Annotated in this window: 17 protein-coding genes and 1 tRNA gene; 6 read left to right on the top strand and 12 right to left on the bottom strand. The window is 70.8% G+C overall.

All coding sequences use genetic code 11. The features are described 5' to 3' along the window. Positions 1-107 precede the first annotated feature (107 nt). Positions 108-1,112, top strand: coding sequence for a LacI family DNA-binding transcriptional regulator (locus DEJ30_RS14670; RefSeq protein ID WP_110862445.1), 1,005 nt, complete (start codon positions 108-110; stop codon positions 1,110-1,112). A 253-nt stretch (positions 1,113-1,365) separates the two neighbouring features. Here the strand turns inward: DEJ30_RS14670 and DEJ30_RS14665 are convergent. From DEJ30_RS14665 to DEJ30_RS14650, 4 genes are all read right to left on the bottom strand, one after another. Next, a tRNA-Ser gene (locus tag DEJ30_RS14665) sits at positions 1,366-1,455 on the bottom strand. 432 nt (positions 1,456-1,887) lie between these two features. Further along, a complete protein-coding gene (locus DEJ30_RS14660) occupies positions 1,888-3,099 on the bottom strand; it encodes an LCP family protein (protein ID WP_258369971.1) in 1,212 nt (403 codons plus the stop codon). Positions 3,100-3,404: 305 nt separating this feature from the next. Beyond that, complete coding sequence (locus DEJ30_RS14655; protein ID WP_110862443.1) at positions 3,405-4,085, bottom strand: GntR family transcriptional regulator; 681 nt, start codon at positions 4,083-4,085, stop codon at positions 3,405-3,407. Between the two features lie 169 nt (positions 4,086-4,254). Next, positions 4,255-5,709 (bottom strand): MFS transporter, encoded by a 1,455-nt coding sequence (locus DEJ30_RS14650; RefSeq protein WP_375231882.1) that lies wholly within the window; start codon positions 5,707-5,709, stop codon positions 4,255-4,257. A gap of 205 nt (positions 5,710-5,914) precedes the next feature. On the opposite strand from DEJ30_RS14650, the gene DEJ30_RS14645 reads away from it, so the two are divergent. Both DEJ30_RS14645 and DEJ30_RS14640 read left to right on the top strand, forming a co-directional pair. Further along, entirely contained in the window at positions 5,915-7,300 is a 1,386-nt protein-coding gene (locus tag DEJ30_RS14645) for an AAA family ATPase (RefSeq protein ID WP_110862441.1), read from the top strand. Continuing rightward, on the top strand, positions 7,293-9,311 hold the full coding sequence (locus tag DEJ30_RS14640; RefSeq protein WP_110862440.1) for a VWA domain-containing protein: 2,019 nt from the start codon (positions 7,293-7,295) through the stop codon (positions 9,309-9,311). Before DEJ30_RS14645 ends, DEJ30_RS14640 begins: the two co-directional genes overlap by 8 nt. A gap of 70 nt (positions 9,312-9,381) precedes the next feature. Here DEJ30_RS14640 and DEJ30_RS14635 read toward each other — a convergent pair whose 3' ends face one another. From DEJ30_RS14635 to DEJ30_RS14625, 3 genes are read right to left on the bottom strand one after another with little or no spacing between them, the layout of a single operon-like run. Next, entirely contained in the window at positions 9,382-10,140 is a 759-nt protein-coding gene (locus DEJ30_RS14635) for an SCO1664 family protein (protein WP_110862439.1), read from the bottom strand. Beyond that, on the bottom strand, positions 10,137-10,664 hold the full coding sequence (locus DEJ30_RS14630) for a DUF3090 domain-containing protein (protein WP_110862438.1): 528 nt from the start codon (positions 10,662-10,664) through the stop codon (positions 10,137-10,139). Before DEJ30_RS14630 ends, DEJ30_RS14635 begins: the two co-directional genes overlap by 4 nt. Positions 10,665-10,697: 33 nt before the next feature. Further along, positions 10,698-11,477, bottom strand: a complete 780-nt coding sequence (locus tag DEJ30_RS14625) for an MSMEG_4193 family putative phosphomutase (RefSeq protein ID WP_110862437.1) — start codon at positions 11,475-11,477, stop codon at positions 10,698-10,700. Positions 11,478-11,545: 68 nt separating this feature from the next. On the opposite strand from DEJ30_RS14625, the gene DEJ30_RS14620 reads away from it, so the two are divergent. The 3 genes from DEJ30_RS14620 (at position 11,546) to DEJ30_RS14610 (ending at position 14,433) form a co-directional block, all read left to right on the top strand. Continuing rightward, complete coding sequence (locus tag DEJ30_RS14620) at positions 11,546-12,763, top strand: MFS transporter (RefSeq protein WP_110862436.1); 1,218 nt, start codon at positions 11,546-11,548, stop codon at positions 12,761-12,763. Between the two features lie 10 nt (positions 12,764-12,773). Beyond that, positions 12,774-13,928 (top strand): AI-2E family transporter, encoded by a 1,155-nt coding sequence (locus DEJ30_RS14615; RefSeq protein WP_110862435.1) that lies wholly within the window; start codon positions 12,774-12,776, stop codon positions 13,926-13,928. Positions 13,929-14,004: 76 nt separating this feature from the next. After that, complete coding sequence (locus DEJ30_RS14610) at positions 14,005-14,433, top strand: BLUF domain-containing protein (RefSeq protein ID WP_110862434.1); 429 nt, start codon at positions 14,005-14,007, stop codon at positions 14,431-14,433. A 44-nt stretch (positions 14,434-14,477) separates the two neighbouring features. On the opposite strand, the gene DEJ30_RS14605 is transcribed toward DEJ30_RS14610, so the two are convergent. The 5 genes from DEJ30_RS14605 to DEJ30_RS14585 form a co-directional block, all read right to left on the bottom strand. Then, positions 14,478-15,086: a ScbR family autoregulator-binding transcription factor gene (locus tag DEJ30_RS14605; RefSeq protein ID WP_181420156.1), complete on the bottom strand. Its 609-nt coding sequence runs from the start codon at positions 15,084-15,086 to the stop codon at positions 14,478-14,480. A 71-nt stretch (positions 15,087-15,157) separates the two neighbouring features. Then, positions 15,158-15,628, bottom strand: a complete 471-nt coding sequence (locus tag DEJ30_RS14600) for a BLUF domain-containing protein (RefSeq protein WP_110862432.1) — start codon at positions 15,626-15,628, stop codon at positions 15,158-15,160. A 104-nt stretch (positions 15,629-15,732) separates the two neighbouring features. Further along, a complete protein-coding gene (locus tag DEJ30_RS14595) occupies positions 15,733-17,106 on the bottom strand; it encodes a sugar ABC transporter substrate-binding protein (protein WP_220032962.1) in 1,374 nt (457 codons plus the stop codon). A 26-nt stretch (positions 17,107-17,132) separates the two neighbouring features. Further along, positions 17,133-18,074: a carbohydrate ABC transporter permease gene (locus tag DEJ30_RS14590; protein ID WP_175475023.1), complete on the bottom strand. Its 942-nt coding sequence runs from the start codon at positions 18,072-18,074 to the stop codon at positions 17,133-17,135. Between the two features lie 11 nt (positions 18,075-18,085). Beyond that, positions 18,086-19,030: a carbohydrate ABC transporter permease gene (locus DEJ30_RS14585; RefSeq protein WP_220032963.1), complete on the bottom strand. Its 945-nt coding sequence runs from the start codon at positions 19,028-19,030 to the stop codon at positions 18,086-18,088. Positions 19,031-19,115 lie beyond the last annotated feature (85 nt).

The following is a 19,115-nucleotide window of genomic DNA, read 5'->3' as shown; positions in this document are numbered from 1 at the left end:
TTCGAGAAGGTCGCTGGATCCCGATTCTGGAACGTTCCAGAACGTGTCGGTAGACTGTAACCGCACCAGCCCATGTCCTGTCAAGCACCGTGCCGGAAAGGCTCAGCGTGACCCCTCGCCCGCCGACGATCATCGACGTCGCCGCACGCGCGGGCGTCTCGAAGTCGCTGGTGTCGATGGTGCTGCGCGACGACCCCGGGGTCTCCCCCGCTCGCCGGTCCGCGGTGCTCGCCGCCGTCGCGGAGCTCGGCTACCGCCCGAACCGCGCCGCCGCCATCCTCGCCGGCACCCGGACCCGCACCATCGGGGTCATCGTCGACGACTTCCGGAACCCCTGGTACGTCCCGATGCTCGACGGCATCCGCGAGGCCCTCGCCCCGCACGGACTCCGCCTCACCCTCGCCGACACCCGCGCCAACGCCCACCTCGACTCCTCGCCCTTCGACGACCTGGTCTCCCTGCGGGTCGACGGCGTGGTGCTCGCAGCCGAGGGCTTCCCCGACGTCGTCGTCCCCGCCGACACCCCGGTCGTGATCGCCGGCGCGCGCGAGGACGTACCGGGCGGACTCGACGTGGTCGCCTCCGACGAAGCCGCCGGCGGACGCCTGGCAGCGGATCACCTGATCGGCCTGGGTCACCGCCGCATCGCCCACGTCACCGGCTCGGGAGGCCCGGCTGCCGTCCGCCGTCAGGCCACCGTCGCGCAGCTGGTCGCCTCCGGCATCGAGCCGCTGGTCTACGGCTCCGGCCCGACCTCGGAATCGACCGGCTACGAGGGCATGCGGCTCGCACTCCGGGAGCACCCCGACCTGACGGCGGTGTTCGCCGCGAACGACGTCATGGCGATGGGCGCGATCGCCGCCGTGCAGGAAGCCGGACTCCGTGTGCCGCAGGACATCTCGGTGATCGGCAACGACGAGACCCCGCTCGCCGCGTCACCCCTGTTGCGCCTGACGACGGTCGACCCGCACAACGACGAGGTCGGGCGCCTGGCGGCTGCGCGGTTGGTCGAGCGGATCGGCGCGGTCGCGGCGGCTCCCCCAGATCCCATCCGGACGCTCGTGCCGCCGACGCTCATCGTGCGGTCGACGACGGGGCCGCCGCGCGCCTGAGTGGCGACCACGCCGGGGCCGACGCCGGCGGGGCGGAGGTGCGCCGAGCCTCCAGGCCGGGTGCGAGGTGACCCGAGGTCAGACGCGCGCGCACTCGAGCCGCGGAACCTGGTTCCGGACACAGCACCGGGCGTTTCCGCGGTGTGGTGTCCGGAACCTGGTTCCAGCGGGCTCGGCCACCATGCGAGGCGCCCGGGAACGACGAAACCCCGGTCCGATCGGACCGGGGTTTCGTGCTGCAGTTCGTGCAGTGCGGAGACGGAGGGATTTGAACCCTCGGTCCCCTCAAAGGGGACTCCACCTTAGCAGGGTGGTGCACTCGGCCGGACTATGCGACGTCTCCAAGCACTCTCGCGAGCGCTGCGACCACCATACAGGAGGACCGCGCCACTCTCGACCCGACGCACGCCCGCGCGTGGCACGACCTGTCGCGCGCGGTCCCCCGAAGTGGGGACACGTGGGGGTTGTAGGGGCGTACCCCACTGCATAGCATCATCGGGACGCGGCAATCACGTTCCGGGGCTCGTCCCCGTCGTCGCGACACAGCACCCGACGTCGTTCCCCGTGCGGGCCCGGCGCGCCCGATCGCGTGGCGCCCGGCGGGGAGCGACTTCCCCTGGGGGCGCGGCCCACCACCGCGCCCCCGTTTCTGGGTTCGGGGCGGGGAGGCACCGAGCCGAGACTCGTCCCCGCGGACAGTGCACGGGCGCTGAAGGCCGCAAAGAGTCCGCGCAGCCGAGACTCGGGGACGGCAAGGGACCGCCTGCGCCGCGCGTCAGTACCCGAACGCCTTGGAGCAGGTCTGCTGGTCGGCGGACTGGCCCTCGAGGCCGTCGATGGTCTCGGGCGTCGCCGAGGGGGTGCGCGGCGCAGCGGACGACGGCGCTGCCGGGGTCGCCGGCTCCGGCGCAGCGGCCGGCGACGACGGTGCAGCGGTCGGCGACGACGCTGCAGCGGTCGGCTGCGTCGGGTTCGACTGCGTCGGGTTCGGCTGCGTCGGACTCGTCTCCGACCCGATGCCCGTGCTGTCCGCCCCGAGGGAGAACGACTGGTCGGCCTTGATCTTCGCGAACAGCCGGTCGGCCAGGTACGTCGTCGGCTCGACCTTGCCCTCGTAGACACCGGTGCCGCCCGTGGTGCCCGGGTACTGCACGAAGTTCACCTGCGCCAACGGCAGGTCGCGGAGCGCCAGGCCCATCTGCACCATCGTCCCGATGTCGTTCAGGCTCTGGGACAGCTGCATGTTCGACGCCGCCGCCCGGGCCAGCTTGTACAGGCGGGCCGGCGAACCGAGGGTGTCGTTCGACTTCACGGTGCGGAGCAGCGACGACAGGAACACCTGCTGGCTCGAGATCCGACCGAGGTCCGACCCGTCGCCGACCCCGTGCCGGGTGCGCAGGAACGCCAGGGCCTCGTCACCCTGCAGGGTCGAGGTGCCGGCGGGCAGGTCCAGCCCGGTGTAGGAGTCGGTGATGGGCTGGGCGACGCAGACGGGCACGCCACCGATCGCGTTCGACATCTCGATGACGCCCTTGAAGGACACCGCGGCCGAGTACTGGATGTCGAGTCCGGTCAGCCCGGCGACCGTCTGGGTGACGCAGTTCAGGCCGCCCTCGCCGAACGAGGTGTTGATCGGCTGCGCCGCCATCGCCGGCGCGGTGCCCGTGCCGTCGGTCTTCTTGCAGGCCGGGATCGGCGTGACGAGGTCGCGCGGGATGCTCACCGCGGTCGCGTTGGTGTGGTCGGCCGAGACGTGCAGCAGGATGTTGACGTCGTTGAGGGTCGCGTCGCGCTCTCCGAACGCCGGGCTCTGGTCAGGGTCGTTGTCGGTGCCGACGACGAGCATGTTGAACCCGCCCGTGAAGGCACTGAGCGGCTTCGCACCGCCCTGCGCCTGCGGTGCGGGCTGGCCCTGGATCTCGACGCCGTCACCGAGGTCGTCCGTGACCTGCTTCGCCGCGATCGCCGTCACGGAGACCGAGCTCACCAAGGCCACTGCGACGACGGCGGACACCGTCTTGGCAGCGGTCGCGAGGGGGCTCGAGCGCCGCAGACGTCCGTGCCGTGCGATCCCTGGTGCTCGGTTCAAGCGGTGGGATCGATCGCGGACGTCGTTCACGGGCACTCCTGTCGTCGGTGGACACGCCGGGGACAGCAACCGGTCAAGGCTGCCACGACGTTGCCTGACGATCCAGTGTGCGAGGGGCACCGGCACCGCTCACTGCGCGGCGTCGGGACCCGTGGACCACGGCGGTGGGCGCGGAGCTGAGCGGATCCGCAGCCGCCGCCGGTTCAGGCCGACACGACCACCCGGAAGCGGTCCGGCAGCGCGATCAGGGCGGACGACAGGTCGAGGAGCGCCGCGGCGCAGTCGTCGAGGGCGTCCCGCTCCGCCGCGTCCACGGCCCGCTCGACGATCGCGACCCGTCGTCGGCGGTCGACCACCGCATCGATGCCGTTCGCCAGGGCGACGTCGTCGGTGAAGAACATGTCGAGCACGATGCGCTGCGACAGCAACCAGTCGCCGCTGACCGACGACCCGCGGCGCCGCAGGTACCAGGCCCCGAGTTCGACGAAGGCACCTGCTTCGGTCCAGCAGTCGCGCAGCCACGCCTTGTCGAACCGGTCGTGGTACCCGACGGAGTTCGACGGCGGATCGACGAGCAGGGCCTGGGCGATCCGCAGTCGCTCGATCATCTGGTCGACCGACCACTGCGAGATCACGACACCGACGTACCGCTGCACGCTGGCCAGTTGCAGGGACTCGAGGGTCACGAGGGCTTCGCGCACGGGTGTGCGCGACACCCGCATGTCCGATGCCAGGGTGTCGAGCCGCAGCCGCTGCCCGCGGCGGTACTCCCCCCGCAGGACGTTGTCGAGCAGTCGCAGGAACACCGCGTCGCGCAGCAGGCTGCGGCGCAGGCCGTGGGGATCGAGTCCGTCGGCGCCGGCTCGGGTGGGGGTGTGCTCCATCACCCCAGGCTCACGCACGGGCGGCACCCCCGAGGCGAGGGCGGTCGCTGCCGTGGATCGTGGTGGCCGGTGTCGTGCTGTGGAGGAGTGCCATGCACGCACAGTGACAGCGCGGCGACGGCGGCGCTAAACACTCTGAATACAGAATGTCAGACCGCCGTCGCCGGGCTCACCTCCGGTCGGACTTCGCGTCCCCGGTGAGCACCGAGAGCGGTTGGGTGACGTCCTCCAGCCCCTTCCGCGCGGCGTCGACCCCGAATATCAGGGCCACCACGCCGCCACCGATCATCACCGCGGATCCGAGCAGGTACCCCCAGAACAGCGGCTCCCGCGACGACCCGTCACCGATGAAGGCGCCGTAGATGGCCGGCGCGACCGCACCGAAGATCTGCGCCAGGGCGAAGAAGTACGAGATGGCCTGCGACCGCAGCTCGAGCGGGAAGATCTCGCTGACGGTCAGGTAGGCGCTCGACGCCCCGGCCGAGGCGAAGAAGAACGAGACGCACCAGAACGCGACCTGCACGGTCGCCGAGATCGCGTCGGCCCGGAACAGGAACGCCGACGTGGCGAGCACGAGGCCGGACACCAGGTACGTCAGGAAGATCATCTGGCGTCGACCCCAGGTGTCGAAGAAGCGCCCCAGGATGATCGGGCCGAGCAGGTTGCCGATCGCGAACGGGAAGAAGTAGACCGCCGTCTCCGCCGTCTTCAGGCCGAAGAAGTTCGTGAGGACCAGGGCGTAGGTGAAGAAGATCGCGTTGTACAGGAACGCCTGCGTGATCATCATCGTCGCGCCGACGAGCGTGCGGGTCGGGTACTGCTTCAGCAGCACGCGCGCGATGGCGAGGAACCCGACGCGGTCGGTCGGCGTGACCGTCATCGCCTTCGACTGGTCGACCTCCGGCAGGGGCTTGCCGGTCGCCTTCTCCACCGACTCCTCGATGCGCGAGACGGTGGCCTCGGCCTCTTCCTCGCGCCCGTGCGTCATCAGCCACCGCGGACTCTCCGGGATGTGCCGTCGCAGGAAGATGATCGCGATGCCGAGCACCGGGCCGAGGAAGAACCCGATGCGCCAGCCGATGTTCTCGGCGAAGTAGGACGTGTCGAGCAGGTAGATGTTCGCGAACGCGCCGAGTGCGGCACCGCCCCAGTACGTGCCGTTGATGGCGATGTCGACGTGCCCGCGGTACTTCGCCGGGATGAGCTCGTCGATCGCCGAGTTGATCGCCGCGTACTCGCCGCCGATGCCCAACCCCGCGACGAACCGGAAGGCCGCCAGGAACCAGAAGTCCTGCGCGAGGCCCGCGATGCCCGAACCGATCAGGTAGATCGCGAGCGTCAGGATGAACAGCTTGCGCCGCCCCAGTCGGTCGGACATGCGCCCGAACACCAGGGCACCGACGACCTGGCCGACCAGGTAGATCGTGCCGAGGGACGTCACCTGCTGCGTGGACAGGTTCAGGTCCGCCTGGAAGCCCGCGTTCGAGACGATCTGGATCTCGAGACCGTCGAGGATCCAGGACACGCCGAGTCCGACGACGACGCTCCAGTGGAACCGGGTCCACGGCAAGCGGTCCATCCTGGCGGGCACCAGGCTCTTGATGGTTGCGTTCGCGCTGCTCACGAAATGGGACCGTACGCCGAGATCGCCGATGTGGTTCAGATGCGGAACGAGGAACCGGGGACGGAGCCGGATCCCCCTACTTCGAATCCGGCTCCGTCGCCGGGATCCCAATGATCGCAAGTGCGATGGGAACCCACAAGCGGGCTGGAGGCGCGGTGCGGGCTGACACCGCGCCTCCGGTCCGCAACGGCGTAACGTCCAGAACGTGACCCGACCTGACATCCGCACGGTCGGCGAGCTCCGCACCTCTGGTCACGTCCAGAAGACGGTCCGCGCCGAGATCCGCGACAACCTGCTGACCGCCCTGCGCCAGGGCACCGATCCGTGGCCCGGGCTGCACGGCTTCGAGACCACCGTCATCCCCCAGCTCGAACGCGCCCTGATCGCCGGCCACGACGTCGTCCTGCTCGGCGAGCGCGGCCAGGGCAAGACCCGGCTGCTCCGCACCCTGCAGGGCCTGCTCGACGAGTGGACGCCGGTCATCACCGGCTCCGAGCTCGGCGAGCACCCGTACGAACCGATCACCACCGCGAGCATCCGGCGTGCCGACGACCTCGGCGACGCCCTGCCGATCAGCTGGCGGCACCGGGACGACCGCTACGTCGAGAAGCTCGCGACGCCGGACACGAGCGTCGCCGACCTGATCGGGGACGTCGACCCGATGAAGGTCGCCGAGGGCCGCAGCCTGGGCGACCCGGAGACCATCCACTTCGGGCTCGTCCCCCGTGGGCACCGTGGCATCGTCGCGATCAACGAGCTGCCCGACCTGGCCGAACGCATCCAGGTCGCGATGCTCAACGTGATGGAGGAGCGCGACGTCCAGATCCGCGGCTACGTGCTGCGGCTGCCGCTCGACGTGCTCGTCGTGGCGAGCGCGAACCCCGAGGACTACACGAACCGCGGCCGGATCATCACGCCGCTGAAGGACCGCTTCGGCGCCGAGATCCGCACGCACTACCCGATCGAGCTCGACGACGAGATCGCCGTCATCCGGCAGGAGGCGCAGCTGACGGCCGAGGTCCCGGACGCCCTGATCGAGATCCTCGCCCGGTTCACCCGGGCACTGCGTGGTTCGAGCGCCGTCGACCAGCGCAGCGGTGTGAGCGCCCGGTTCGCGATCGCCGGTGCCGAGACGGTGTCCGCCGCCGCGGTGCACCGCGCAGCTCGCCAGGGCGAGGACGAGGCGGTCGCGCGGCCGATCGACCTCGAGACCGCGGTGGACGTCCTCGGCGGCAAGATCGAGTTCGAGAACGGCGAAGAGGACCGGGCCGACGAGGTCCTCGAGCACCTGCTCCGCACCGCGACCGCCGAGACCGTGCGCTCCCGGTTCAAGGGCCTCGACTTCACGGTGCTCGTGGACGCGCTCGAGGGCGGCACGATGGTGACCACGGGCGAGCAGGTCAGCGCCCGGGCGTTCCTCGAAGGCCTGCCGTCGATCGGTGAGTCCGACCTGTACGACCAGGTGTGCGACCGGATGGGTGCGACGAACGACGGCGAACGCGCCGGCGCGATCGAGCTCGCCCTCGAGGGGCTGTTCCTGGCCCGGCGCATCAGCAAGGAGTCCGGCGGGGGCGAAGCCGTCTATGGCTAGGCAGAACCGGCGCCTGACGCGCGACACCCGGTACGGCCGCTACACCGACGGACCCGACCCGCTCGCCGCCCCGGTCGACCTGGCCGAGGCGCTCGACGCCATCGGGCAGGACGTGATGGGCGGCACGTCGCCCGAGCGGGCGATGCGGGAGTTCCTGCGGCGCGGCGGCCGGACGCAGCGCGGTCTCGACGACCTGGCCCGACGGGTGGCCGAGCGCCGCCGTGAGCTGACGAGCAGGAACAACCTCGACGGCACCCTGCAGCAGGTGCGCGAGCTCCTCGAGCAGGCGCTGCTCGCCGAGCGCGGGGAGCTCGCCCGCAACGTCGACCTCGACGACGGCGACCGGGCCCTGGCCGAACTGCAGCTCGACAGCCTGTCACCCTCCCCCGCCGCCGCGGTGCAGGAGCTCGGCGACTACGACTGGACGAGCCCGACCGCGCGCCAGAAGTACGACGAGATCAAGGACCTGCTCGGCCGCGAGGTGCTCGACCAGCGCTTCGCCGGCATGAAGCAGGCGCTCGAGGGCGCGACCGACCAGGACCGGGCCGCGGTCAGCGCGATGATGCAGGACCTCAACGCCCTGCTCGAGGCGCACGCCCGCGGCGAGGACACCCAGCAGCAGTTCGACGAGTTCATGGACCAGCACGGCGAGTACTTCCCGTCGGACCCCGCGAACGTCGACGAGCTGCTCGACGACCTGGCAGCCCGCGCGGCCGCGGCGCAGCGCATGCGGAACTCGATGACCCAGGAGCAGCGGGACGAACTCGACGCCCTCGCCCAGCAGGCCTTCGGCTCCCCCGACCTGATGGGGCAGCTGTCCCAGCTCGACGGCAACCTTCGCGCACTGCGTCCCGGCGAGGACTGGGGCGGATCGGAACGCATGGACGGCGAACAGGGCCTCGGGCTGGGCGACGGCACCGGGGTGTTCCAGGACATCGCGGACCTCGACGCCCTCGCCGACCAGCTCGCCCAGTCCGGGCCGGGCTCGGAGCTCGACGACCTGGACCTCGACGCGCTGTCCCGGCAGCTCGGTGACGAGGCGGCGGTCGACGCGAAGACCCTGCAGCGTCTCGAGCAGGCGCTCCGGAACTCCGGGGCGCTGCGCCGCGGTGCCGACGGGCAGCTCCGGCTCACCCCGAAGGCGATGCGGCAGCTCGGCAAGAGCCTGCTCAAGGACGTCGCCCAGCGGATGTCCGGTCGCCAGGGCGCGCGGGACCTCCGTCGCTCGGGCGCCGCGGGCGAGCCCTCGGGTGCGTCGCGGCAGTGGGCGTTCGGCGACACCGAGCCGTGGGACATCCCCCGCACCGTCACGAACGCCGTGGTGCGGACGGCGGCCAGCGGTCGAGCGGGTGCCGGCGTGCGCCTGAGCATCGAGGACGTCGAGGTGCAGGAGACCGAGGCACGCACCCAGGCCTGCGTCGCGCTGCTCGTCGACACGTCGTTCTCGATGGCCATGGAGGACCGCTGGGTGCCGATGAAGCGCACCGCCCTGGCGCTGCACACCCTGGTGTCGACCAGGTTCCGCGGCGACGACCTGCAGCTCATCGCGTTCGGTCGCGAGGCCGAGGTGATGGACGTCGAACAGCTCGTCGGTCTCGACGCGATGTGGGACAAGGGCACCAACCTGCACCACGCCCTGCTGCTCGCCAACCGGCACTTCCGCAAGCACCCCACGGCCCAACCGGTGCTCCTCGTCGTCACCGACGGCGAGCCGACGTCGCACCTCGAGCCGAACGGGCAGGTCTGGTTCGACTACCCGCCCGACCCGGTGACGATCGCGCTGACCGTGCGGGAGCTCGAGAACGCCGGACGCCTCGGCGCCCAGACGACGTTCTTCCGCCTCGGCGAGGACCCGGGGCTCGCCCGGTTCATCGACGCGATGGCGAAGCGGGTGGACGGCAGCGTCGTGGCACCGGAGAACGACGACCTCGGGGTCGCCGTGGTCGGCTCGTACCTCGGCTCGCGTCGCGGGGCCGACGGCGCGCTCTTCCGCGACGACCGGGGGCTCTGAAGCCCTCACGAGACGGACTGGAGGCCCGTGGCGAGACCGCCACGGGCCTCCAGTCCATTGTCGGGTGCGTCTAGAACAGCGGCCAGGGCACGGCGGGGCCGTGACCGGGCGGCGGCGGGAAGATCCCGACGGCACGCAGGGCCGCGCAGCGCGCTCGGAGCGTGTCGATCTCCTCGTCCGTCAGGTGCTCGGCGAGCTCGTCGCCGAGACCGCCGCGCAGGGCTTCGGACACCCGGTCGAGGCCCTCGAGCTCGTCCGGCCCGAGCGGCTCCCCGATCCAGCCCCACAGGACCGTCCGGAGCTTGTGCTCGACGTGGAAGGTGAGCCCGTGGTCGACGCCGAAGCGGTGGCCGTCGGGCATCGCGAGCACGTGCCCACCCTTGCGGTCGGCGTTGTTCACGACCACGTCGAAGACGGCCATCCGGCGCAGGGCCTCGGAGTCCTCGTGCACGAGCGTGACGGGCTGGTCCTGTTCGTCGATCGCCTCGAGCACGGGCAGCCAGGGCGAATCGTCTGCCTCGGCGAGCTCCGGCGCCACCAGGTCGACGGCGTCCTGCTCGGGGTCGACGTCCTGCCAGCGCTGCACCATGCCAGGGCCGAACGGACCGTCGCCCATCCACGTGGGCGGGACGACACCCCAGCCGAACGCCTCGGAGACCAGGTGCGCGGCGATCTCGCGGCCGGCGAGCGTGCCGTCCGGGAAGTCCCACAGCGGGCGCTCGCCCTCGATGGGCTTGTAGACGACGGTCGCGCCGTCGAGTTCGGCGAGGAAGGTGGCGTTGGACGCCTCGCGGATGCGCGCCCGGACGGACAGCGAGCCGTCGCTCATGCGTCGCCGGGCGGACGACCGGCGGCGACGACCTCGCGCGTGCGCTCGACGAAGGCCCGGGCGGTGCCGACCGGGATCTTCACCTGGAACAGCTCCGCGGGCTCAGGGATCTCCACGACGGCTTCGATCTCGATGCCGTCCTCGCTCTCCTCGGACACGATCTCGACCTCGTCGTCGATCGGGTACGCCTCGATGACGACCTGCGCGGTGGAGGGGTCGAAGCCCAGGCTCAGGGCTCCCGCGCGGAACTCGGGCTCGACGGGCTGGTCGAGCGGCTCCGGGTCGCGGAGTTCGACCGGCACCGACGGCGGCACGCTGAAGCGGTTGTCGTCGACGGTCGCGACCTCGTCGAGGAGCTCGTCGATCTTGTCGGCGAGCACGGCGGTCTGCTCCTTCTCGAGCGCGACGCTGGTGACGCGTCGACCGGAGCGGGCCTGGATGTAGAAGGCGCGCTCACCCGGACGGCCGATGGTGCCGACGACGAGGCGGTCCGGCCAGTCGAAGCCGTGGACGATGGTGGGCATACCCGCATTGTAGGAGCGCTCGGCTCCGCCCGTTCAGGGTCGGGCAGGACCCGCGGGCGCGTCGGGTGCCGGACGCCCGGTGCCGGTGTGCGCATCGGGTTCCGGATGGCCCGCGCCGCCCCCGACCGCGGCGTCCCCGCTGGGTGCTTGGGCGGTGCGCAGCCAGGACAGGTCGCCCGACTCGGTGTTCGTCGCGACGACCTCGGGGCGGTGCTCGCCGTAGCGCACGACGGACACCGAGGCCGGGCCGACGCCGATGCGCTGGAACAGGTCCAGGTGCATGCCGAACGCGTCGGCCAGGACGCTCTTGATGATGTCGCCGTGGCTCACCGCGACCCAGACCGCGCCGGGTCCGTGCTCCGCCTCGACCTCGGCGTCGATGCGCCGGACGGCCGCGACGGCCCGGGACTGCATCGTCTGCATGGACTCACCGCCGGGGAACACGACGGCGCTCGGGTTCGCCTGCACCGTGCGCCAGAGGGGCTCCTTCGCCAGGTCGGCGAGCTTCCGGCCCTGCCACTGCCCGTAGTCGGCCTCGGTGATGGCCCGCTCGATCAGCGAGGCGGGTGGCCCGGCCGGCCGGCCGGTCTGCCGGTCGGTCTGCCGGTCGAGGATCGCACGGGCCGTCTGCCGGCAGCGCTCGAGCGGACTCGACACCACGGCGACGACGGGCACCGCGGCGATGCGCTCCGCGGTCCGCTCCGCCTGGGTGCGGCCGACGGCGTCGAGTCGCACGCCGGCGGTGCGTCCGGCGAGGACGCCGGTGGCGTTCGCGGTGGTGCGTCCGTGACGGACGAGGAGGACGGTCGCCATGCGCCCGATCCTAGGCGCGGGACGCGGTCGCCCTTGACGGGCCGCCCGGGGACCGATCAGATGGGGGCATGGCCGGGCGGCATCGACTCGCACTCTTCGCCACGTCGACGGTGACCGGGTTCGGGATCGCGACGTGGATCACCCGGACGCCCGCGATCCGCGACGAGCTCGGTGCCTCGATCGAGGCGATGGGCCTCGTCCTGCTCGGGCTGTCGATCGGGTCGATGATCGGGATCCTCGGTGCCGGGGCCCTGGTGCGGCGGCTCGGCAACCGCCCGCTCATCCTGCTCGGGGGCGCGCTGCCCGTCGTCGGCATGGTGCTCGTCGCGCTGCTCGCCCCGGCGCAGGTCGCCGCCGGGGTCTGGGCCGGGCTGTTCCTGATCGGCTTCGGGGCGGGGGTCGCCGAGATCGGGCTGAACGTCGAGGCCGCCGCGGTCGAACGGCAGACCGGACGACCGGTCGTGCCGGTGCTGCACGCCTGCTTCAGCCTCGGCAGCGTGGTCGGTGGGGTCGTCGGCATCGCCATGACGGCGGCGCGGACCCCGGTCGGGGTGCACCTGCTCGTCGGTGCCGCGGTGATGGCCGCGCTGGCGGTGTTCGCGGCGCTGAACCTGCGGCCGGTGCCCCGTGACACACCCACCGATGCGCCTGCCCATGCCCCGGGCACCCGTCGGGGAGCCCGCCGCTCCGTCCTCACCGTGCAGCTCGCCATGATCGCCGTGATCACCCTGGCGATGGCCTTCGCCGAGGGTGCCGCGAGCGACTGGCTCCCGCTGCTGATGACCACCGACCACGACGCTCCGGAGTCCGTCGGGTCCCTCGTGTTCACCGGGTTCGCCCTGGCCATGCTCATCGGTCGCGCGGCCGGCACCCCGCTCGTCGCCCGGTTCGGTCGCGCCCCGGTCGTCCGGGTCTGTGCAGCCGTCGGTGCGGTGGGGGTCCTGCTCGTCGTGCTGTCACCGAGTCCGGTCGTCACCGCGGCGGCGGCCGGCGTCTGGGGTCTCGGCATCGCCCTCGGGTTCCCCCTGTCGATCTCCGCCGCGGGCGACCACCCCTCCGACGGCGACCGCCGGGTGTCGGTGGTGGCCACCGCCGGGTACATCGCGTTCCTGGTGGGGCCGCCGTTGCTCGGGTTCGTCGGGGAGCACCTCGGCCTGCAGACGGCGATGCTCGTGCCCCTCGTCCTGCTGGTCGCAGCGTTCGTGGTCGCCCCGGCGACGCGGGGAGAGGACACCGGGCGGACGATCGAGCCGGCGGAACCGGCGCGTCGGCCGTCCGGTCGGTAGCGTCTCGGGCATGCCGTTCTTCCGCGACGCTCCACGCCCGACCGCTCCGCCCGTTCCGTCGAGGGTCCAGGCCGCGTGGTCCGACTCCGCCGGGCACCTCGCGACCCGCTGCCTGCAGCTCATCATCGTCGTGGTGGTCGTCGCCGGCATCGTCTGGGCGAGCAACATCCTCAGCGTCGTCACGATCCCCGTGCTCCTCGCGCTCATCATCGCGTCGGCCATGCACCCCGTGGTGTCGTGGCTCCGCAAGCACCGGGTGCCGTCGGTGCTGGCCACCCTCGCGGTGCTCATCGGCGTCCTCGCGGTCCTGGGCCTGATCGGCTGGCTCATCGTCGTCGCGGTCGAGAACCAGTGGGCACAGCTGCAGAAGTCCGCCGTCGACGGGTTCCAGCAGCTGCAGACGTTCGCGAAGAACCTGCCGTTCTCGATCTCCGACAAGCAGATCGACGACGCCGTCGCCGGCGCCTCCGACTTCGTCACGAGCGCGCAGTTCGGCTCCGGTGCCCTCGCCGGTGCCTCGGCCACCGCGAACTTCCTGACCGGGCTCGTCCTGATGATCGTCGTGCTGTTCTTCTTCCTGAAGGACGGCCCGAGCATCTGGGAGTTCCTGCTCCGCCCCTTCACCGGTGAGCGCTACGCCCGCGCACGCCGCGTCGGCGACCGGGTCGTCTCGACCCTCGGCGGGTACGTCCGCGGCACCGCCACCGTCGCTGCGGTCGACGCGATCGGCATCGGTGTCGGCATCGCGATCGTCGGCGTCCCCCTCGCCCTGCCGCTGGCCGTCATCGTGTTCATCACGGCGTTCATCCCGATCGTCGGTGCCACCGCGGCCGGCATCCTCGCCGCCCTCGTCGCGCTCGTGGCCCTCGGCCCGGTGCAGGCCCTCTTCGTGATCGGCATCGTGATCGTCGTCAACCAGCTCGAGGGCAACTTCCTGCAGCCGGTCCTGATGGGTCGCACGCTCAAGCTGCACGGCCTCGTCATCCTGATCGGTCTGACCGCGGGCACCGTCCTGGCCGGCATCACGGGCGCGATCATCTCGGTGCCGCTGCTCGCCGCCGCCTGGGGCGCGATCCTGGTCTGGGACGGTCCGAACACCCCGGCCCGCCCGTGGCGGAAGAAGCGCAACGAGGACGTCACCGCACACGAGCTGCCGCAGGGCTGATCCGCAGCGCCGATCCGGAGGGCGCGTTGCGGACATCCACTTCGCGCAGCGGCCTTCCACCCAGCAGGATGGAGGAGTGCTCGTCTCCATCGTCTACATGAGCCGTGCCGTCGTCCCCTTCGACGACCAGGCCATGGCGGTGCTGCTCGCGGAGTCCCGGCTGCGCAACGAAGCGCTCGGGGTCTCCGGACTCCTGCTCGCCAAGGGCGGCCGCTTCATGCAGCTGCTCGAGGGGCCGGCGTGGAGCGTGCAGGACCGGTACGACGTGATCGCGAAGGACCGACGTCACGGTGAGGTCAAGTCACTGGTGCGCGAGGACATCGAGCGCCGACGTTTCGACGGCTGGTCGATGGCCTACCGGGCGCTGGACGACGACGACGTCCGCTCGGAGGACGGCTTCAGCCCGTTCCTGTCCGGCACGATGGACTTCCCGCGATCGTTCGACCGGACCAGTGCGGCCTGGCTGCTGAAGTGGTTCCGCGACCGCGAGCTGCACGACCGCTGACCCGCCGGCAGCGCCGCACCCGTCCGCAGCGCCGTACCAGCGGTTCAGTCAGCGCCGAACGCGTCCTCGACGACCGCGAGCAGCCGGTCGCGGTGCTTCGGGTCCGCCGTCGCCGCGATCACCACGCGCCACATCGTCGCCACCGCCGGCATCAGGTCGGTGCGCCGCGTCCGGACGTCGGACACGAGCTGCACGCCGGTGAAGTAGGGCACCACCGTTGATCCGAGCTGCTCCGCGGTCAGGTCCGTCCGGAGTTCCCCGCTCGCGATCGCCAACCGGAACACGTCGACGATCCCGCCGATCCACTGCTCGTAGAAGCTCAGCGTCGCGGTCTGGAACTCGCCGCGCTCCAGCGACAGCCGGATCCCCGCCCGTACGATCGGATCGGTCCGGAGCAGGTCGGCGATGCCGTGCGACGCCCCGACCAGCGCGGCGACCGGCGAGCTGTCGGTGTGGCTGACGACGTCGAAGGTGCGGGCGTTCTGCTCGCCGATGACGCCGAGCGCCAGGGCGAGCTTCGTCGGGAAGTGGAAGTGCAGCGTGCCCTGCGAGACGCCCGCCGTGCGGGCGATGCCCGCGATCGTCGCGCCGGCGAAGCCGACGCGGTCGAACTCCTCCGCCGCGGCCACCAGGATCTGCTCACGTCGTTCCACGGGACCAGTCTCACAGTCTGGAGGGACGGTGCCAGCTGGCACCGCGCCACCAGTCCGAGGGGTGGTGCGTCTCAGGCCGCGTGCCGGCCGAGCGTGACGCGCTCCTCGGGCAGGTCCTGCAGGTCGCGCCCACGGAACCAGCGGAGCAGCCAGTCGGCGGGCGTGCCCGCCACCCCGGTCGGAAGACCGGTGCGGTCGCTCAGGAAGGTGCTGAAGCCGGGCTCGTCACGGAGCTCGTCCCCGGTCGGGCTGCCGAACGCCATCGCCCAGCCGTCGAACCGACGCGTGCTGATGGACTCACGCGACAGCGACTTCACGCCGGTGTGCCGCGGGTCGCGCTCGATCGCGGCGAAGCGGTCCTCGACGCTCCAGACCGGGCCCTCGAGCACCTGCATGAAGCGGCCGCCCTTGGCGAGCAGGAGCCCGGAGACGCCGAGCGCGTGGTTGCGGAGGCGCGCTTCGCGCAGCATGGCGACCAGCTGGTCGTCGGTCAGGTCGTCGACGGCGACGGACATGTAGACGAGGGAGGTGAGGGAAGTCATCCCCTGCAGTCTGGATCGTGGTCGGCGGCACGGTCAACGCGTCGTCCGCACACCGCACCGGACGGTGCGGCATGCGGACGACGGGCGGACCAGCAGGGCGTCGATCAGGTGAGGGCGAGCAGGTTGTTGACCTGCTCGTTGACCCCGGTCAGCGTCGAGATCGGCTTGCCGTTCGCGTAAACGTCGTCGAAGGCGGGCTGCAGCAACGCCTGCACGTCGGCGGGGTTCTTCGTGACCGGGAACAGGAACGTGGTGTCCTCCTCGACCTGCCGGGTGAACGCCGAGACGTCGAGGCCGCGCTTCCGGAACGACGCCACGGCGGCCTCGGTGCCCGCGGGACGGGCCGGGAACACGATGCCGCTCTCGCCGACGATCCGCTGCGCCTCATCACTGCCCAGGAACGCCACCCACTTCGCCGCGGCCTCGGGGTCCTTCGCCTGCTTCGTGATCGAGTCGCCGAGCCCGTTGAACATCGAGGCACGGTGACCCGACGGGCCGATCGGCGTGGGCGCGACCGCGACGTCGAGGTCCTCCATGCCCAGGTACGAGCCGATCATCCACGAGCCGTTGAAGGACAGCGCGCACTTGCCGGCGCCGAGCTGGACCTCGGGCCCGGTCGTGGTGGAGAACACCCCGTACTTCGCCATGTAGCCCTTCTCGGCCAGCCGGTAGTACCAGGCGAGGGTGTCCTGCACGACCCGCTCGTCGTAGCGGAACCTGTCGCCCCACGGGTTCTCGTTCGTGTAGAACCAGTCGACCGATCCGGTGAACGGCGACCACTGGGTCTGTCCGAAGCCGTCACCGCCCGAGCCGTTCGACGAGATGCCGTAGACGGCGACGTCGTCCTTGTCGAAGCCGTCCTCGTCGCCGCGTCGGCCCTTCGAGTCCACCGTCAGCCGCGCGAGCATCCGCTCGAACGTGCCGCCGTCGTCCGGGTTCCACTCGAGCGACCCGAGCTCCTCGGCGGAGACCCCCGCCTTCGCCATCGCCTTCTCGTCGTAGAACATCGCGACGGTGTCCCAGTCCTTCGGGGAGCCGTAGCGGTGGCCGTCCTGGCCCTTCCACAGTTCGGCGAGCCCGGACTGGTAGTCGTCGTCGCGGATGCTCTTCGTGGCGTCGAGTTCGTCGAGCTTGTAGAGCACGTCGAGGTCGGCGTACTGCGGGAACTTCGTCAGGTGGTCGGTGAAGACGTCGGGCGCGGTGCCGGCGATGAAGCCCGCGGTGAGCTTGGTCCAGTAGTCGTTCCACCCGAGCTGGGTGATCTGCACGGTGATGTCCGGGTTCGCGCGGTGGAACGCGTCGGCGACGGCCTGGTACGCGGGCTGCTGGTTGGCGTCCCAGAGCCAGTAGCTCACGGTGCGCGCAGCCGACCGGTTCGTCGTGCGGCGACCGGGCGACGAGCAGGCGGCGAGCGCGCCGAGGGCCAGGGCGGAGGCGCCGCCGGCGAAGAGCGTGCGGCGGGTCAGTTGGTTCGTCATGGTGTTCGTCCTGTCCGACAGCCGGGTCACTTGATCCCGGAGAAGCCGATGGAGTTGACGATCCGCTTGGCGAAGACGCCGAACAGCAGGATCATCGGGAGCGCCGCCACCAGGGTCGCGGCCATCAGCCCGGCCCAGTCGGTGCCGGACTGCGGGGTCTGCGACTTGAAGACGCCGAGCGCGACGGTCAGCACCCGAGAGTTGTCGGTGTACGACACCATGAGCGGCCAGAAGTAGTCGTTCCAGCTCGTGATGTACGTCAACACGGCGAGCGTGGCGATCGGGGCGGCCGCCATCGGGATGACGAGCCGGAAGAACACGCGCACCTTGCCGGCGCCGTCGATGAGCGCCGCCTCTTCGACCTCCTTCGAGATGCCGAGGAAGAACTGCCGCAGGAAGAACACCGCGAACGGGGTCATGAACATCGTCGGCAGGGCGATGCCGAGCAGGTTGTCGACGAGCCCGAGCTGCTTGATGAGCGTGAAGTTCGGCAGCAGTGTGAAGATCGCGGGGACCATCAGCCCCGCCAGGAACACCCCGAACACCTTGTCGCGACCGGGCCAGCGCAGCCGGGCGAAGGCGTAGGCGGCCGCCGCCGAGAAGAACACCTGGCCGACGGTGACGAGCGTCGACACCAGGATCGAGTTGAGCAGGTACCGCCAGAAGTTCAGCGCGGCGCCGGAGCCGCCCTGTGCCAACGCCTCTTCGGTGGACTGCAGGCCGAAGACCCGCTCGAACCCGCCCAGGCTGAACCCGACGGGCAGCAGCGAGGTGGGGTCGGAGTTGATCGCGGTGTTCGACGACAGCGCGGTGCGCAGGATCCAGTAGAACGGGAACAGGGTGACGACGATGACGAGGATCATCGCGACCCAGGCGAGCACGCGGCCGAGCGACGGGCGACGACGGTGGCCGGCGCCCATCCGCGGCGGGCGGGACGTGGTGACGGAACGGGTGAGTGTCGTGGTCATGGCGCTTCCGTTCAGTCCAGGTCGGACTCACCCGAGCGGGTGAGGCGGTACTGGATGATCGTGATGATGCTGAGGACGATGAGGAGCGCGACCGAGACCGCGGACGCGTAGCCGAACTGGAACCGGCCGAACGCCAGGTTGTAGATGTAGTTCTGCACGACGTTCGTGGCGTTCGCGGGGCCGCCCTGCGTGGTGACGGCGACGGTGTCGAACACCTGGAACGAACCGATCACGGTGATGATCAGCACCAGGGACAGGATGGGGCGGAGCAGCGGCACCGTGATGCGCCAGAACATCTTCCACTCGCTCGCTCCGTCGATGCGTCCGGCCTCGTACACGGTCTCGGGCAGCGACTGCAGGCCGGCGAAGATGAGCAGCGCCGTGTAGCCGACGTGCCGCCAGACGTTGATGAGCGCGATCGAGGGGATGCCCCAGACGTCGCTCTGCAGGAACGGGATGCGGTCGAGCCCGAGTGCGGCGAGCATCTCGTTGCCGATGCCGAGCTGGGTGTCGAGGATCCAGAGCCAGACGAGGGCGGCGACGACGTTCGACACCAGGTACGGCGCGAGCACGATGCCGCGCACGAAGGTCGACTTGGTCAGGCGGTGCATCATCACGGCGATGAACAGCGCGACGACGGTCTGGATGACGATGTTGATGAGCACGTACTCGACGGTCACCACCATCGAGTGCCAGAAGATCGAGTCCTGCACCAGGCGGGCGTAGTTCTGCAGGCCGGTGAACTCGGGCTCGGTGAGCAGGTTGTACGACGTGAAGCTCAGGTAGATGCCCCGCACGGTCGGCCAGGCCAGGAACACCGCGAAACCGACGGCTGCCGGGGCGATGAAGACGAGCGCGAGCCACAGGTCGTTCCTTGGGCGGCGGCTCGGTGCGGTGGTGCGGGCACGGGCGAGGTCGGCGGACCGACTCCTCCGTCTCGTGCTGGCGGTCGTCAAGGGTGACGACACAGGGCTCTCGGTTGCCATCGCGACTCCTTCGTCTGCGGTGGACTGACGTGCAGCAGTCCGTGAGCCGGGAATC

This window comes from Curtobacterium sp. MCPF17_003 (assembly GCF_003224385.1).
GTDB classification, from domain to species: Bacteria; Actinomycetota; Actinomycetes; order Actinomycetales; family Microbacteriaceae; genus Curtobacterium; species Curtobacterium flaccumfaciens.
The sequence above is the reverse complement of the archived record's forward strand: the minus strand, read 5'-3'. Positions and strand labels throughout refer to the sequence as shown.

Bases quoted from the DNA above. Each gene is read 5' to 3' on its own strand.
- DEJ30_RS14625 (WP_110862437.1), bottom strand. From the start codon at position 11,477: ATGGCGACCGTCCTCCTCGTCCGTCACGGACGCACCACCGCGAACGCC.
- DEJ30_RS14630 (WP_110862438.1), bottom strand. From the start codon at position 10,664: ATGCCCACCATCGTCCACGGCTTCGACTGGCCGGACCGCCTCGTCGTC.
- DEJ30_RS14590 (WP_175475023.1), bottom strand. From the start codon at position 18,074: ATGACCACGACACTCACCCGTTCCGTCACCACGTCCCGCCCGCCGCGG.
- DEJ30_RS14635 (WP_110862439.1), bottom strand. From the start codon at position 10,140: ATGAGCGACGGCTCGCTGTCCGTCCGGGCGCGCATCCGCGAGGCGTCC.
- DEJ30_RS14615 (WP_110862435.1), top strand. From the start codon at position 12,774: ATGCCGTTCTTCCGCGACGCTCCACGCCCGACCGCTCCGCCCGTTCCG.
- DEJ30_RS14595 (WP_220032962.1), bottom strand. From the start codon at position 17,106: ATGACGAACCAACTGACCCGCCGCACGCTCTTCGCCGGCGGCGCCTCC.
- DEJ30_RS14640 (WP_110862440.1), top strand. From the start codon at position 7,293: ATGGCTAGGCAGAACCGGCGCCTGACGCGCGACACCCGGTACGGCCGC.
- DEJ30_RS14620 (WP_110862436.1), top strand. From the start codon at position 11,546: ATGGCCGGGCGGCATCGACTCGCACTCTTCGCCACGTCGACGGTGACC.
- DEJ30_RS14655 (WP_110862443.1), bottom strand. From the start codon at position 4,085: ATGGAGCACACCCCCACCCGAGCCGGCGCCGACGGACTCGATCCCCAC.
- DEJ30_RS14600 (WP_110862432.1), bottom strand. From the start codon at position 15,628: ATGACTTCCCTCACCTCCCTCGTCTACATGTCCGTCGCCGTCGACGAC.